At 72.2% G+C, this 13,591-nt stretch carries 13 protein-coding genes; 6 read left to right on the top strand and 7 right to left on the bottom strand.

The window, feature by feature from the left end; genetic code table 11:
• Positions 1-11: 11 nt before the first annotated feature.
• Positions 12-965 (bottom strand): hypothetical protein, encoded by a 954-nt coding sequence (locus ACFYZB_RS27865; RefSeq protein WP_388763381.1) that lies wholly within the window; start codon positions 963-965, stop codon positions 12-14.
• 131 nt (positions 966-1,096) lie between these two features.
• Between ACFYZB_RS27865 and ACFYZB_RS27860 the strand changes: the two genes are divergently transcribed.
• Positions 1,097-2,014, top strand: a complete 918-nt coding sequence (locus ACFYZB_RS27860) for a D-alanyl-D-alanine carboxypeptidase family protein (RefSeq protein WP_388763380.1) — start codon at positions 1,097-1,099, stop codon at positions 2,012-2,014.
• A gap of 145 nt (positions 2,015-2,159) precedes the next feature.
• On the opposite strand, the gene ACFYZB_RS27855 is transcribed toward ACFYZB_RS27860, so the two are convergent.
• A complete protein-coding gene (locus tag ACFYZB_RS27855) occupies positions 2,160-3,083 on the bottom strand; it encodes an LLM class F420-dependent oxidoreductase (RefSeq protein WP_388763378.1) in 924 nt (307 codons plus the stop codon).
• 184 nt (positions 3,084-3,267) lie between these two features.
• Between ACFYZB_RS27855 and ACFYZB_RS27850 the strand changes: the two genes are divergently transcribed.
• Positions 3,268-3,414, top strand: coding sequence for a hypothetical protein (locus tag ACFYZB_RS27850; protein ID WP_388763377.1), 147 nt, complete (start codon positions 3,268-3,270; stop codon positions 3,412-3,414).
• A 24-nt stretch (positions 3,415-3,438) separates the two neighbouring features.
• Here the strand turns inward: ACFYZB_RS27850 and ACFYZB_RS27845 are convergent, their stop codons facing one another.
• The 4 genes from ACFYZB_RS27845 to ACFYZB_RS27830 form a co-directional block, all read right to left on the bottom strand.
• Positions 3,439-3,930 carry a DUF6099 family protein gene (locus tag ACFYZB_RS27845; protein ID WP_351210945.1) on the bottom strand — a complete coding sequence of 164 codons (492 nt, stop codon included), beginning with the start codon at positions 3,928-3,930 and terminating at the stop codon, positions 3,439-3,441.
• Between the two features lie 166 nt (positions 3,931-4,096).
• Positions 4,097-4,465, bottom strand: coding sequence for a nucleotide pyrophosphohydrolase (locus tag ACFYZB_RS27840; RefSeq protein ID WP_388763375.1), 369 nt, complete (start codon positions 4,463-4,465; stop codon positions 4,097-4,099).
• Positions 4,462-5,658 (bottom strand): ATP-binding protein, encoded by a 1,197-nt coding sequence (locus tag ACFYZB_RS27835; RefSeq protein ID WP_388763373.1) that lies wholly within the window; start codon positions 5,656-5,658, stop codon positions 4,462-4,464. The genes ACFYZB_RS27840 and ACFYZB_RS27835 overlap by 4 nt, the downstream gene beginning before the upstream one ends.
• Before the next feature lie 339 nt (positions 5,659-5,997).
• Entirely contained in the window at positions 5,998-6,417 is a 420-nt protein-coding gene (locus ACFYZB_RS27830) for a cell division protein SepF (RefSeq protein ID WP_351208919.1), read from the bottom strand.
• Between the two features lie 249 nt (positions 6,418-6,666).
• On the opposite strand from ACFYZB_RS27830, the gene ACFYZB_RS27825 reads away from it, so the two are divergent.
• Positions 6,667-8,376 (top strand): hypothetical protein, encoded by a 1,710-nt coding sequence (locus ACFYZB_RS27825; RefSeq protein ID WP_388763515.1) that lies wholly within the window; start codon positions 6,667-6,669, stop codon positions 8,374-8,376.
• A gap of 9 nt (positions 8,377-8,385) precedes the next feature.
• Here ACFYZB_RS27825 and ACFYZB_RS27820 read toward each other — a convergent pair whose 3' ends face one another.
• Positions 8,386-8,901, bottom strand: a complete 516-nt coding sequence (locus ACFYZB_RS27820) for a YceI family protein (protein ID WP_351208920.1) — start codon at positions 8,899-8,901, stop codon at positions 8,386-8,388.
• A 115-nt stretch (positions 8,902-9,016) separates the two neighbouring features.
• Between ACFYZB_RS27820 and ACFYZB_RS27815 the strand changes: the two genes are divergently transcribed.
• The 3 genes from ACFYZB_RS27815 to scpA all read left to right on the top strand — a co-directional run bounded on the left by ACFYZB_RS27815 (position 9,017) and on the right by scpA (position 13,585).
• Positions 9,017-9,526, top strand: coding sequence for a MarR family winged helix-turn-helix transcriptional regulator (locus tag ACFYZB_RS27815; RefSeq protein ID WP_388763371.1), 510 nt, complete (start codon positions 9,017-9,019; stop codon positions 9,524-9,526).
• An 85-nt stretch (positions 9,527-9,611) separates the two neighbouring features.
• The gene (locus tag ACFYZB_RS27810) at positions 9,612-11,411 is read left to right on the top strand and encodes a methylmalonyl-CoA mutase family protein (RefSeq protein WP_388763369.1); all 1,800 of its coding nucleotides are present in this window, start codon (positions 9,612-9,614) and stop codon (positions 11,409-11,411) included.
• Positions 11,411-13,585: a methylmalonyl-CoA mutase gene (gene scpA / locus ACFYZB_RS27805; RefSeq protein ID WP_388763368.1), complete on the top strand. Its 2,175-nt coding sequence runs from the start codon at positions 11,411-11,413 to the stop codon at positions 13,583-13,585. Before ACFYZB_RS27810 ends, scpA begins: the two co-directional genes overlap by 1 nt.
• The last annotated feature ends 6 nt before the right edge of the window (positions 13,586-13,591 follow it).

Raw genomic sequence — 13,591 nt, 5'->3', positions numbered from 1 at the left:
GGTTGCCCGGGTCATCGGGGCGGGTGGGCGTTGATCGTCCGGGCCTTGCGCATCGCCCGCTCGTCGGCCGTCCGCAGCGCGTCGAGCCTCTGCTCGTGCCGGGCGATGGCGGCGTTCTGGGTGCGTGCTTCCAGGGAGTGGACGGCGGGGACGTAGCCGGTGTCGAGCTTGCAGCGGGCGTCGGCGCTCGCCGTCTTCCTCTCCTTCTCCGAGGGCTCCTTGTGCCCGAACCAGCGGGAGTCGAAGGAGGCCTTGTCCGGGTCGGCGTAGTGGAAGCCCTGCTTCTGCATGCAGGCCGACCACGCCCGGTCGGCCTTCTTCCAGGCCGGGTCCTTGCTCGCCCGCTCGCGGGAGTCGTGCCAGAGTTCGAGGGCGAGCGAGTAGTAGCCGGACAGCCGCACACCGCCGACCTTCATCGCCTGGGGCGGGGCACCGTAGATCTTCCGCATCGCCTGGCCCAGGCAGCCGCCCTCGGGAATGCGGTGCCCGTGGGTGGCGTGGCTGTCGCCGGGCTCGAAGGATCCGGTGAGGGCGGTGTACTGGTCGGCGGGCCACTCCTGGGACCGGCCGGAGGTCTCCGGCGTGCGGTTGTGGTATCCGTGCTCGGCGGCGAGGCCGGGGTCGACGACGCCGTACGGCGTGTCGTCGCCGGGCATGTCGTCGTCCTCCGTGATCGTGCCCTGACGCACCGGGTAGGCCGACTCGACGGACCTGGTGTCGAGCGCCGCGAAGCCGGCGAAGCCCAGGCGGATCATGCACTGCTTCCCGAGGATCCACTGAGCCCTGCCGACGGCCTTCGCACCGTCCGACGCGGGGTCCGGGAGGTAGGCGTGCAACGGGAGCGCGGCCATGGTGTTGAGGCTGCGGGCCTTGTCGGCGGGGTCGTCGTGTCCGGCGAACCGGCATGCCGACAGGGCGAGGAGGCCGGTGAGGACGAGGGATCCGGTGAGGGCGAGAGGGAGCACTTTGCGCACCTGGTCATCCGATCAGGCCGTGATCGGCTGCGCTGTGGTGGAGCCCACACTTCCGACACGGAACGTACACAGTTACGGCATAGTGATCCACCGTCAACTGACCACTGACTCAAGGGGGAACCATGTCCCACCGCCACAGCGTCCGCCCCGGCAGAAGAGCCGTCGTGGCGGCACTGGCGGGTGCGGTCCTCGGCACGGGGGTCCTCGCGGCCGCTCCCGCCCAGGCCGCCACGGCACCGCAGGTGTCGGCCCAGGGCGCGTTCGCGCTGAACCCGGCCACCGGCAAGGCGCTGTTCGGCAAGGCACCGGACGGACGGCTGCGGACCGGGTCCACGACGAAGATCATGACGGCGCTGGTGGTGCTGTCGCAGCCGCACCTGGACCTCGACCGGAAGGTGAAGATCAAGAAGGAGTACACCGACTACGTCATCGACCCCGCCACGGGGGGCCTTCGCTATTCGAGCGCCCACCTGATCCTCGGCGACTCGATGAAGGTGCGCGACCTGCTGTACGGGCTGCTGCTGCCCTCGGGCTGCGACGCGGCCTACGCACTCGCGGACACCTACGGCACCGGGTCGACGACGGCCCAGCGGACCAGCTCGTTCATCGCCAGGATGAACGCCAAGGCACGTGAACTGGGCCTGACCAACACCCACTTCGACTCCTTCGACGGGGTGTCCAACGGCAACAACTACGCCTCGCCGCGCGACCTGGCGAAGCTGGCCGGGGTGGCGCTGAAGGACACGACGTTCAAGACGGTCGTCGGCACCAAGCAGTACAAGGACATGCAGTCCTACCGTCCGGGTGGCGGCACGCACGCGATGGCGCCGTGGGACAACACCAACAAGCTGCTCGGCTCCTACCGGGGCGCGATCGGCGTGAAGACCGGCTCCGGGCCGGAGGCGCAGTTCTGCCTGGTGTTCGCGGCGACCCGGGGCGGCCGGACGGTCGTGGGCTCGATCCTCGCCGACACCTCGCCGGACCAGCGTTTCCAGGACGCGGCGAAGATCCTCGACTACGGCTTCGCTCAGAGCGGCTGAGTCGGGTGAGGGGCCGCCGCCGTGGGCCACGGCGGCGGCCCTCTCCCCGGGGGGCCTCGTGTGAAGCCGGCCTCGGCGAAGCGGCTCGCGCAGGCACGGCAGCGGAAGAGGCCATGCGGTCGACTGCCCGTCGGCGCGGGCGGCGTTACGGCAGCTGCGACTGGACCTGGGTGGAGATCAGCTCCAGGTGGTCCAGGTCGTCGAGGTCCAGGATCTGCAGATAGATCCGCCGGGAGCCGATCGCGGCGTACCGGCCGATCTTGTCGACGACCTCGGCGGGCGAGCCTGCCAGGCCGTTGGACTTGAGCTCGTCCACCTCGCGGCCGATCGCGGCGGCGCGGCGGGCGACCTCCTGGTCGTCGCGGCCGACGCAGACCACGAGCGCGTTGGAGTACGTCAGCGCGTCCGCGCCCCGGCCGGCCTGCTCGGCGGCGGCACGCACCCGGCCGAACTGCCGCTCGCTGTCCTCGATCGAGGCGAACGGGATGTTGAACTCGTCGGCATAGCGGGCGGCCAGCCGCGGCGTACGGGTCGCGCCGTGCCCGCCGACCAGGACCGGGACCTTGCGCTGGGCCGGCTTGGGCAGCGCGGGCGAGTCGGTCAGGTCGTAGTACCTGCCGTGGAAGTCGAAGGTCTTGCCGGCCTCGGTCGCCCACAGCCCGGTGACGATCGCGAGCTGCTCCTCCAGCCGCGCGAACCTCTCCTTCGGGAACGGGATGCCGTACGCCCTGTGCTCCTCCTCGAACCAGCCCGCGCCGAGGCCGAGTTCCACCCGGCCGCCGGACATCTGGTCGACCTGGGCGACCTGGATGGCGAGCACGCCGGGCAGGCGGAATGTGCCGGCCGTCATCAGCGTGCCGAGGCGGATGCGCCTGGTCTCGCGGGCCAGTCCGGCGAGCGTGATCCAGGCGTCCGTGGGACCGGGCAGGCCGTCGACGCTGCCCATCCGGAGGTAGTGGTCGCTGCGGAAGAAGGCGTCGAACCCGAGGTCCTCGGTGGCCTTCGCCACGGTGAGCAAGGTGTCGTAGGTGGCCCCCTGCTGGGGCTCGGTGAAGATTCGAAGGTCCATACATCCATCCTGCACGCCGCACACCACGGCAACCTCGCCGGTACCGCCCGGCACGGCCGTCCCCGGTCGGGTGAAATTCGCCCGCCGGGCGCGTCGGTGCCGCGCGGGCCGGTGACCGGCCCCGGTGGTGATCGTTGGGCGGTCGGAGCCGGACCGTCCGGCCCGGCGCCGAGGAGAGGCCGTCATGTCCGAAGAGAGTGGCTGCGCCGGTCAGCCGAAAGGGCTGCTGGAGCAGATGGAAGAGCTGATGGCGACGTTGAACGCGGACCTGTCGGAGTGGGCGGACCTGCAGGGCGGGCAGGTCCCCGCCGAGGAAGCCGACCTGAGCTGAGCCGCCGTCCTGGGGGCTCCGCGTCTACAAGGCGCCCGACGGGCTGTTCTCGCTGCCGTCCTCCTGTAACGCCTCCTCCCGCGCGGCCAGTTTGCGCAGCATCTCCACGACGCGGTCGCGGGACTCGTCGGCCGCGTCGATGGCCTCCATGCACTGCCAGTACGTCGTCTCGTCGTCGGCCGCGCTGGCCAGGCCGACCAGGGCCATGCCGACCTCGCCGAGCAGACCCCCGAGGCAGACCAGGGTCTCGCGGGCGTCGGCCAGCTCGGTGAGCTGGGCGGCGCGCAGGTCGCCCAGGTCGAGCTCGGGCGGGTCCAGAACCCCGCAGCCCCGGCCCGCCAGTTCGGTCAGGCCGAGCGCCTCGCCGCGCAGCTCGGGCGGGCCGGAGACCGCGAGCCTGCTGCCGATCGCCTGGGCCAGGGCCTGCGCCTGCCACACCTCCGCCATGATCTCGGCCGCGTCGGCACCGCACGCCAGCGCACGCCTGCTCGCGAGGATGAGCCGTATCGCATCCATGCGTCGCCCCCGTCCTTCCGCGTGCTTCCTCGCACGCCCGCTTGAACTCCCTTATCCACTACCCAGAGTGAAGGCGCTTGGGGCGAAAAGCCAGAGGTAGACGGAAATCTGTGGACAACAATTCGGATTCGACAGGCAGTTTAACTCCGGAGAGTTATAACGGAGTTCAGTCCTCCGGCAGTTGGGGGCGCTCGGACCCGCCCTGCGCCCCCGGCGCGGGGAAGCGCCGTTCGTTGCGGTCGATCTTGGCGGCCAGCGCGGCCAGCGGGTCGACGCCGAGGACGTCGCAGAACTGCAGCAGGTACGCGAGGACATCGGCGACCTCGTCGGTGACCCGGTGCGCGGTGTCCGGGTCGTCCATCACCCGGGCGGACTCCTCCGGGGTCAGCCACTGGAAGATCTCGACCAGCTCGGAAGCCTCCACGCTGAGCGCGGCGACGAGGTTCTTGGGGGTGTGGAAGGGCTGCCAGTTCCGCGCGGCCGCGAACTGGGCCAGCCTGCGCTGGAGTCGGGCCAGGTCGAGGGGTTCCGTCACGCGTCCAGGTGTACCACTGTGACGCCCTCGGTCCCGGCGGCCCACGAGGCGTCGCTCACCGCGCCCACGCACCGGATGTGCCCGCGCTCGCCCATCCGGGCGGCCGTCCGCAGCAGTTCCCGGCGCTGGGACGGGTCGAGGCCGCGGTCGAAGCCGTCGGCGAGGACGGTGAGGGTGCGCAGGGCGTCGGGCACCTCGCCCGGGGTGTCCACGTCCAGGACGCCGGGGCCGGTCAGCAGCACCAGCGTCAGCGCCAGATAGCGCAGTTCGCCGTCGCCGAGCCGGGCGAGTTCGGTGCGCGGGCCGTCGCCGCGGTCGAGCAGCGCCCGTACCGTCCCGTCCGGCAGCGGCTCCGCGACGAGATCGGTCACCGGCCCCGCACAGCCCGCGCGCAGGGCGTCGACCAGCAGTCCGTGCCGGCGGCCGCATTCCGCGCGGGTGCGCCACAGTACGTCGGCGAGGTTGTCGCAGCCCGACAGCAGCCGGCCGGAGCCGGTGGGCACGGGCGTGCGCATGTGCTCGGGGCGGGGGTCGCAGGGGAAGACGGAGCGCAGGGCGACCACCATCTGCTCGGCCGCGGCGAGCACACGGCGCTGTCCGTCGGTCTTGCCGGCCACGCGCAGCGGCAGCAGGGCGGTGCCGAGGCGGTCGTCAGGGAGCGGGGCGCGGGTCACCGGGGCGGAGCCCGCGGTGTGCCAGGCGGCCTGGACGGTGCGGCGTCCGGGATCGCGCAGCGCGGTCTCCAGCAGGACGACCCCGCCCGCGGTCAGCCGCTCCCCCACGATCCTGAGGTCCGGTTCGGCCTGTACGGCGACGTCGAGCCGGACCGGTCCCTCGGCGCCGTCGGCCGTGCAGCCGATCCGGAAGCCGCGCCGCCCTCCGGCGTCGGGGCGGGCCCGCTGCGGCACGCAGGCCACCGGATCCGGGAACACCTCGAAGAGCGAGGCGCCGCCACCGAGCCGGGCCAGCGCCTCGTACGCCGTGAGCGCGGTCGTCTTCCCCGTTCCGCTGGGCCCGGCGAGCAGGGTGACGGACCCCAGCGGGAAGCCGGCCCGCCGGTGCCCGGCGAAGGCCGACAGCCGCAGCTCGGTGATCCGGGCCCGCACATCGGGGCACCGCCGGAACTGTGCGGGGACGGTCCCGGCGGGTGCGTCGGCGGCGGGGGGATCGGCGGACACGGAAGGCACGGCCATGTCCGGACCGTAGAACCCGCCCTTCCCGCCGAACCGTTTCCTGCCCGGCAGCTTCCTACGAACGAGCGGTCGCGCAGGCCCAAACGGGACCGGGGACACTCGGTCGGGTGACAACGCCGCCACCCCGGCACACGGCGCGCACGGCACTCCGTGACCACGGGCCGCCTTCCATGGCGGTGGGCGGCCTTCCGTGGCCGTGAGCCGACCACCAGGCACACCCGCCCAGCCACCGAAGGCAACACCGCTCGGCCACCCGGCCAGAAGTCCCAGCCCACAGCGACCCGGACACCACGAACCGCGCCGCACCCAGGCACCCGCTCAGGCGCCGGAGGCAGGTGTTCAGCCGCCCGATGCCCCCACTCCCTCCATCAGGCCGCTGACCTCGGTGCCGGGAGGGGTGAGAAGAAACACGTTGCGGTCGACGCGGTGCATTCCGCTGCCCAGGCCGAAGACCACGCCCGTGCTGAAGTCGAGGACGCGCTTGGCGACCTCGGTCTCCGCGCCGGTCAGGTCGAGCAGGACCGGCGCGCCGGCCATGAGGGTCTCGGCGACTTCCCGGGCGTCGGCGAAGACGTTGACGCGCAGGACGACGAACCGGCGCCGCGTCTCGGTCTCGGCATCCGGCAGCGAGCGGTGGTTCACCGCGGACGGCCAGGCGTCCCGGCCCCGCAGCGGCACGACCTGGGCGAGCCCCTCCCACTGTTCATCGGTGACGTCGTAGCGGCTCACCGGCTCCCCCCGACCTGACTCGCACTCCATGCCTGCACCAGCCAATTCTTACGCCAAGTCACCCGTTCGGCCCAACAGCGACACACTGCGCGACCGATCCGATGGCGCGCGGCCGGGAGCGACCTGCGCCACACGTACGAATACACCCGCTTCTTACCTCCCTCTCACTGCCCTCTTGACCCCCGGCCACGTGTCGCTCATCAGCCCCCGATAGCGTCCCGTCCCGTGCACTTGGCAGAAACACAGCAGGTGACAGCCGGCCGGCGGACGCAGTCGGCGGTGTCCGCCGTACCGGTCGCCCGCGCGGAACTCCATGAGCCGCCCGCGCAGTGGCACCGCGTGCTGACGCTGCTCGCCGACGTCAGCCTGTTCATCGGCACCCGCTCGGTGTGGACCCAGGCGGCCACGCACAAGCTGGTCCTCGCGGGGATCATCTCCGTCTGCTACGCCTCGATCCTGGTGACCGGCGTGCTCACGCTGACGGTCCGCCGGGCGCGTTCGCTGGCCCGCCTCGACCTCGTGGTGCTGGTGACCGCGATCGCACTCACCCTGTGCACCTGGGCGCTGAACCACGCGGGCGGCGACGAGGCGGTCCTGACCACGCAGGCCGCGAAGCAGATCGTCGGCGGACACCAGGTGTACGACCAGCCGTGGCCCTGGCTCTTCCACATCAAGGGCGTCGCCCTCACGGCGACGACGACCGGCGGTTACGACTTCACGTACGGCTATCCCCCGCTGGCGCCGCTGCTCACCGCACCCTTCCTGTGGCTCGGCCACGCCGGGGCACCGGCGACGCTGGCGGTGACGGTCGTACTGATCGTGGGCACGGTGGTGCTGTGGCGGCTGCTGCCGACGCCGTGGCGGTCGGCGGCCACGATGGTCTGCCTGGGCTTCAGCTTCCTGCCGATGTACGCCCGGCAGGGCTATCCGGCGATCGTCGGCCTGGTCCTGCTGGTGCCGGTGGTGGTGCGCTGGCCGCGGTTCGGCGCCGGGGGCCGGCTGGGTCCCGCCGGGATCGCGCGGGCCGCGTGCATCGGAGCGGCGTGCGCGGCACAGCAGCTCCCCTGGTTCGTCACCCCGTTCCTGCTGGCCGGGATCTACGCCGTGCGCCGCGGCGAGCTCGGCGGGCGCGAGGCCGCGCGGGTGGTGCTGCGGATCGCCGGGATCGCGGTTCTCACCTGGCTGCTGATCAACGCTTACTTCATCGTGAGCGAACCGGGCCCGTGGCTGGAGGGCATCGCCCTGCCGCTGACCCAGGGCGCGGTGCTGCACGGCCAGGGCCTGGTCGACATCTCCCTGTACTTCACCCACGGCAGCGACCGGCTCGACTGGTACGGCCACGCGAGCATGCTGCTCGCCGCGGCCCTGCTGGCGCTGTTCGTGCTGTTCGTACGGCGGCTGGGCCCGGCCGCGACCGTGCTGCCCTGGTGCGCCTTCTACCTGGCGACGCGGTCCCAGGACGGCTACTACCTGATGTACACGCCGCTGTGGCTGGCGGCGGCGATCACCGTGCCCCTGTCGGAGTTCAGGAACGCCTGGCAGCCGCGGCCCCGGTGGCTGACCGGCCCGCGCCGCCGGCCGGCCCTGGTCGGCGCGGTCGTCCTGCTGATCACGCCCGCGCTGGTGAGCGCGACCCTGGCGGTGACGGGGAAGCCGCCGCTCAGCATGGACATCACGGCGGCCCGGCACGGCTCGAAGCGCACGGTGTCGACGCTGACCGTGAAGGTCACCAACACCGGGAGCAGCGCGCTGACCCCGCACTACATGCTGACGGACGGCCAGGGCATGAGCCGGTACTGGTCACTCGCGCACGGCCCGGCCACGATCCCCGCGCACGGCACGGCGACCGTCGAGCTGCGGGCACCCAAGGGCGGCTTCCCGTTGCCCACGAAGAAGAGCGCGCACATCCGGCTGCGCGCCTTCACGGCGACCCCGCAGACCCTCTCCACCAAGGACGTGAGCCGGGCCGAGCTGGGCCTCAAGGGCTGAACGGGCGGCTCACGCCCCGGCCCGCGTGAAGCGCAGCCGCGCCGTCACCGTGGTGAGCCCGCGCATCATGCCCAGCTGGTTCCAGCCCATGCCGAACTGCTCGCGGTCCACGGTGAACTCGCCGTCCAGGGTGAGCGCCCCGGCGTCCGCCTCGGCCAGGCGAGCGGTGAAGGTCAGGGGCCTGCTGACGCCCCGCACGGTCAGCTGACCGGTGACCCGTACGCCGTCGCCGTCGAGGCGGTCGGCGCCACGGGCGGCGAACGTGATCTCCGGGTGGTTGCCGGCATCGAAGAAGTCGGCCGAGCGCAGGTGCGTGTCCCGCTTGGTGTGCCCGGTGTCCAGGGAGGCCGCCTGCAGGGTCACGGTGCCGGTGGCCGAGCCGTCGGCGTGCACCTCGCCCCCGCCGGCGACGGTGGCGAACGTGCCCTTCACGGTGACGAGTCCCCACAGGGTCTTGTGCCGCAGTCCCACGGTGGACGCGGCCGGGTCGAGCTGCCAGGTGCCGGTCTGCACGGCGACGGTCATGGTCGTACTCCGAAGTCGAATGGTTCAAATTTGGATGACTGACCTGCACGCTAGCGCGTCATCCAAAATTGAACAAGCTGCTGGTCCAAAATTGGACGACAGGTAGACTCGACCCATGTCCGCCTCCGACACGCACCCCGCCGACCAGCTCGAATGTCCCGCCTCAGCGGGCGGCCTGCTGCCCGCCGAGCTGCGCGCCTGGATGATCCTGCTGGCCGCCACGGGCGCCGTGGAGCAGCGGCTGCGGTCGGTCGTGAAGGAGACCCTCGACGTCTCCCACGACGAGTTCCTCATCCTGTGCCTGCTGGCGGAGCAGCCCCGCACGGGACTGCGCATGACCCAGGTCGCCGACCTCCTCGGGCGCCCCAAGACCCGGCTGACCTACCAGGTCGCCTGCCTGCAGCGGGCCGGTCTGGTCGCCCGCACGTCCGTGTGCGGCGACAGGCGCGGGGTGCAGGTAGCCCTCACCGCCAAGGCCCGCGACCTGCTGAGCGAGACCTCCGCCCTGCTCGCCGGGACCGTCCGGCAGGCCCTCGCCGACTCCATGGGACCCGAGCAGCAGGCGGCCATGTGCGCGCTCGTACCGGGCCTTCCGGACCGGGCCGGCGAGCCCTCCGACGGCTGAGCGGCGCAGGTCACAACCGCGGGGAGGGCAACGTCACAGCCCGCCTTTTACTGTCACTTGAGCGCACTGCCCTAGCATCCGAGCCATGACGGTCCTGCCTGACGACGGGCTCTCACTGGCCGCCGAGTTCCCTGACGCGACGCACGAGCAGTGGCAACGCCTGGTCGAAGGCGTGCTGCGCAAGTCGGGCAAGGAAGTCTCGGGCGCGGCAGCTGAGGACGCCCTGTCCACGACGCTGGAGGACGGGCTGCGCACCCGGCCTCTGTACACCGCGCGCGACGCCGCGCCCGACCCCGGCCTGCCCGGCTTCGCGCCCTACGTGCGCGGCAGCCGCCCCGAGGGCAGCACCGCGGGCGGCTGGGACGTACGGCAGCGGCACACCGCCCTCGCGGACGGCGCCGTCCTGGCCGACCTGGAGAACGGCGGCACCTCGCTGTGGCTCGTGCTGGGCGAGGGCGGCCTTCCGGTCGACGGGCTGGGCCGGGCGCTGGAGGGTGTGTACCTCGACCTGGCGCCGGTGGTCCTGGACGCCGGCCGGGACACCGAGCGGGCCGCCGAGGCGCTGCTGCGGCTGTACGCGGACAAGGGCGTGGCCGCCGAGGCCGTACGCGGCAACCTGGGCGGCGACCCGCTCGGCCACGAGGCCCGCACCGGCACCCCGCTGGACTTCGCGCCGTACGCCGCCCTGGCCGCCCGCTGCGCCGAGCGGTACCCCGGCCTGCGCGCCCTCACCGTGGACGCGCTGCCGTACCACGAGGCGGGCGGCTCGGCCGCACAGGAGCTGGGTGCCTCGCTCGCCACCGGCGTGGCGTACCTGCGGGAGCTCACCGAGGCGGGGCTGAGCGTCGAACAGGCCGCCGGACAGCTGGAGTTCCGCTACGCCGCCACCGCCGACCAGTTCCTCACCGTCGCCAAGCTGCGCGCCGCGCGCCGGCTGTGGGCCCGGGTCGCCGAGGTCTGCGGAGCGCAGGGCGCGCAGGTGCAGCACGTGGTGACCTCCCCGGTGATGATGACCCGGCGCGACCCGTGGGTGAACATGCTCCGCACGACGATCGCGACGCTCGCCGCCGGGGTCGGCGGCGCCGACTCCGTGACCGTCCTGCCCTTCGACCACGCCCTCGGCCTGCCCGACGCGTTCTCCCGCCGGATCGCCCGCAACACCTCCACGATCCTCATCGAGGAGTCCCACCTGGCCCGGGTCATCGACCCGGCGGGCGGCTCCTGGTACGTCGAGCAGCTCACCGACCAACTCGCCCGGGCCGCCTGGGAGTTCTTCCGGACGATCGAGCGCGACGGCGGCCAGGCGGCCGTGCTGCGCTCCGGCCGGCTGCGCACCGACCTCGCGACGACCTGGGCGGAGCGCTCCAAGAAGCTCGCCAAGCGGCGCGAACCCATCACCGGCGTCAGCGAGTTCCCGCTGCTCACCGAGAAGCCGGTGGAGCGCGAGCGTGCGCCCGAGCCGCCGTCCGGCGGACTGCCGCGGGTGCGCCGCGACGAGGCGTACGAGGAGCTGCGCGCCCGCTCCGACGCCCACCTCGCAGCGACCGGCGCCCGCCCCCGGATCTTCCTCGCCACGCTCGGCCCGGCCGCCGCGTACACCGCGCGCGCCACCTTCGCGGCGAACCTCTTCCAGGCCGGCGGCATCGAGCCGGTCACCGAGGGCACCTTCGAGGACAGCGGCGCCACCGAGGCCGTGCTGTGCTCCAGCGACGCCCTGTACGCCGAACAGGCCGAGCAGGCCGCCGCGTCGCTGCGCGCGGCGGGCGCCCGGCAGGTGTTCCTGGCGGGCCGGGGCGAGTACGCCGGCATCGACCGTTACGTCTTCGCGGGCTGCGACGCCATCGACGTCCTGTCCGCGACCCTCGACCGCATGGGAGTGTCCTGATGGGAATCCCCGACTTCTCCGGCCTCGAGCTGGGGACACCGGTCGCTGACGGCAGTGCCGACGAGTGGCGGGCGGCCGTCGCGCGGGCGACCGGTACCGACGAACCGCTGTGGGAGACCCCGGAGGGCATCGGGGTCAAGCCGCTGTACACCGGCCGTGACCTGGAGGGCCTGGACTTCCTCGGCACCTACCCGGGCATCGCGCCGTATCTGCGCGGCCCCTACCCGACGATGTACGTCAACCAGCCCTGGACGATCCGCCAGTACGCGGGCTTCTCCACCGCCGAGGAGTCCAACGCGTTCTACCGGCGCAACCTGGCGGCCGGTCAGAAGGGCCTGTCGGTCGCCTTCGACCTGCCCACCCACCGGGGCTACGACAGCGACCACCCGCGCGTGACCGGTGACGTCGGCATGGCGGGCGTGGCCATCGACTCCATCTACGACATGCGGCAGCTGTTCGACGGCATCCCGCTGGACAAGATGACCGTGTCGATGACGATGAACGGCGCCGTGCTGCCCGTGCTCGCGCTGTACATCGTGGCGGCGGAGGAACAGGGCGTACCGCCCGAGAAGCTGGCCGGAACCATTCAGAACGACATTCTGAAGGAGTTCATGGTCCGCAACACGTACATCTACCCGCCGAAGCCGTCGATGCGGATCATCTCCGACATCTTCGCGTACACCTCGCAGCGGATGCCCCGCTACAACTCCATCTCCATCTCCGGCTACCACATCCAGGAGGCCGGGGCGACGGCCGACCTGGAGCTGGCGTACACGCTCGCGGACGGCGTGGAGTACATCCGCGCGGGCCGGGAGGCGGGCCTGGACGTGGACGCGTTCGCGCCCCGGCTGTCGTTCTTCTGGGCGATCGGCATGAACTTCTTCATGGAGGTCGCGAAGCTCAGGGCGGCCCGGCTGCTGTGGGCCAAGCTGGTCTCCCAGTTCGAGCCGCAGAACACCAAGTCCCTGTCCCTGCGCACGCATTCGCAGACCTCGGGCTGGTCGCTGACCGCGCAGGACGTGTTCAACAACGTCACGCGTACGGCCGTGGAGGCGATGGCGGCGACCCAGGGCCACACCCAGTCGCTGCACACCAACGCGCTCGACGAGGCCCTGGCCCTGCCGACCGACTTCTCGGCGCGCATCGCCCGCAACACCCAGCTGCTCATCCAGCAGGAGTCGGGCACCACCCGCGTCATCGACCCGTGGGGCGGCAGCGCGTACGTGGAGAGGCTGACGTACGACCTCGCGCGCAAGGCCTGGGCACACATCCAGGAGGTCGAGCAGGCGGGCGGCATGGCGCAGGCCATCGACGCCGGCATCCCGAAGCTGCGCGTGGAGGAGGCCGCGGCCCGCACCCAGGCCCGTATCGACTCCGGCCGGCAGCCGGTGATCGGCGTCAACAAGTACCGCGTGGACAGCGACGAGCAGATCGAGGTCCTGAAGGTCGACAACTCCGCCGTACGCGCCCAGCAGATCGAGAAGCTGCGGCGGCTGCGCGCGGAGCGGGACGAGCAGGCCTGCCAGGACGCCCTGGACGCGCTCACCCGGGCCGCCGACGGCAAGGAGAACCTGCTGGAGCTGGCCGTGCACGCGGCCCGCGCCAAGGCGACCGTCGGTGAGATCTCGGACGCCCTGGAGAAGGTGTACGGCCGGCACGCGAGCCAGATCCGTACGATCTCCGGCGTGTACCGCAACGAGACAGGCCAGTCCCCGTCCGTGGACCGCACCCGTGCCCTGGTGGACGCCTTCGAGGAGGCCGAGGGGCGCCGCCCGCGCATCCTGGTCGCCAAGATGGGCCAGGACGGCCACGACCGCGGCCAGAAGGTGATCGCCACCGGCTTCGCCGACCTCGGCTTCGACGTCGACGTCGGCCCGCTGTTCCAGACGCCGGAGGAGGTCGCCCGGCAGGCGGTCGAGGCGGACGTGCACGTGGTCGGCGTGTCCTCGCTGGCCGCGGGCCACCTGACCCTCGTCCCGGCGCTGCGCGAGAAGCTCGCCGAGGAGGGCCGCGAGGACATCATGATCGTGGTGGGCGGGGTGATCCCTCCGCAGGACGTGCCGACGCTGCTGGAGATGGGCGCCGCGGACGTGTTCGGGCCCGGGACGGTGATTCCGGACGCGGCGTACGACCTGGTCAAGCGGCTGTCGGCCGACCTCGGCCACGAGCTGTAGCGGGGG

The organism is Streptomyces sp. NPDC001852 (genome assembly GCF_042891825.1).
In the GTDB taxonomy this organism is placed as follows: Bacteria; Actinomycetota; Actinomycetes; order Streptomycetales; family Streptomycetaceae; genus Streptomyces.
This window is presented reverse-complemented; position numbering and strand designations above follow the sequence as displayed.

Excerpts from the sequence above, each read along its gene's own strand:
- ACFYZB_RS27860 (WP_388763380.1), top strand. The coding sequence starts at position 1,097 with ATGTCCCACCGCCACAGCGTCCGCCCCGGCAGAAGAGCCGTCGTGGCG.
- ACFYZB_RS27855 (WP_388763378.1), bottom strand. The coding sequence starts at position 3,083 with ATGGACCTTCGAATCTTCACCGAGCCCCAGCAGGGGGCCACCTACGAC.
- ACFYZB_RS27850 (WP_388763377.1), top strand. The coding sequence starts at position 3,268 with ATGTCCGAAGAGAGTGGCTGCGCCGGTCAGCCGAAAGGGCTGCTGGAG.
- ACFYZB_RS27845 (WP_351210945.1), bottom strand. The coding sequence starts at position 3,930 with ATGGATGCGATACGGCTCATCCTCGCGAGCAGGCGTGCGCTGGCGTGC.
- ACFYZB_RS27835 (WP_388763373.1), bottom strand. The coding sequence starts at position 5,658 with ATGGCCGTGCCTTCCGTGTCCGCCGATCCCCCCGCCGCCGACGCACCC.
- ACFYZB_RS27830 (WP_351208919.1), bottom strand. The coding sequence starts at position 6,417 with ATGGAGTGCGAGTCAGGTCGGGGGGAGCCGGTGAGCCGCTACGACGTC.
- ACFYZB_RS27820 (WP_351208920.1), bottom strand. The coding sequence starts at position 8,901 with ATGACCGTCGCCGTGCAGACCGGCACCTGGCAGCTCGACCCGGCCGCG.
- ACFYZB_RS27815 (WP_388763371.1), top strand. The coding sequence starts at position 9,017 with ATGTCCGCCTCCGACACGCACCCCGCCGACCAGCTCGAATGTCCCGCC.
- ACFYZB_RS27810 (WP_388763369.1), top strand. The coding sequence starts at position 9,612 with ATGACGGTCCTGCCTGACGACGGGCTCTCACTGGCCGCCGAGTTCCCT.
- scpA (WP_388763368.1), top strand. The coding sequence starts at position 11,411 with ATGGGAATCCCCGACTTCTCCGGCCTCGAGCTGGGGACACCGGTCGCT.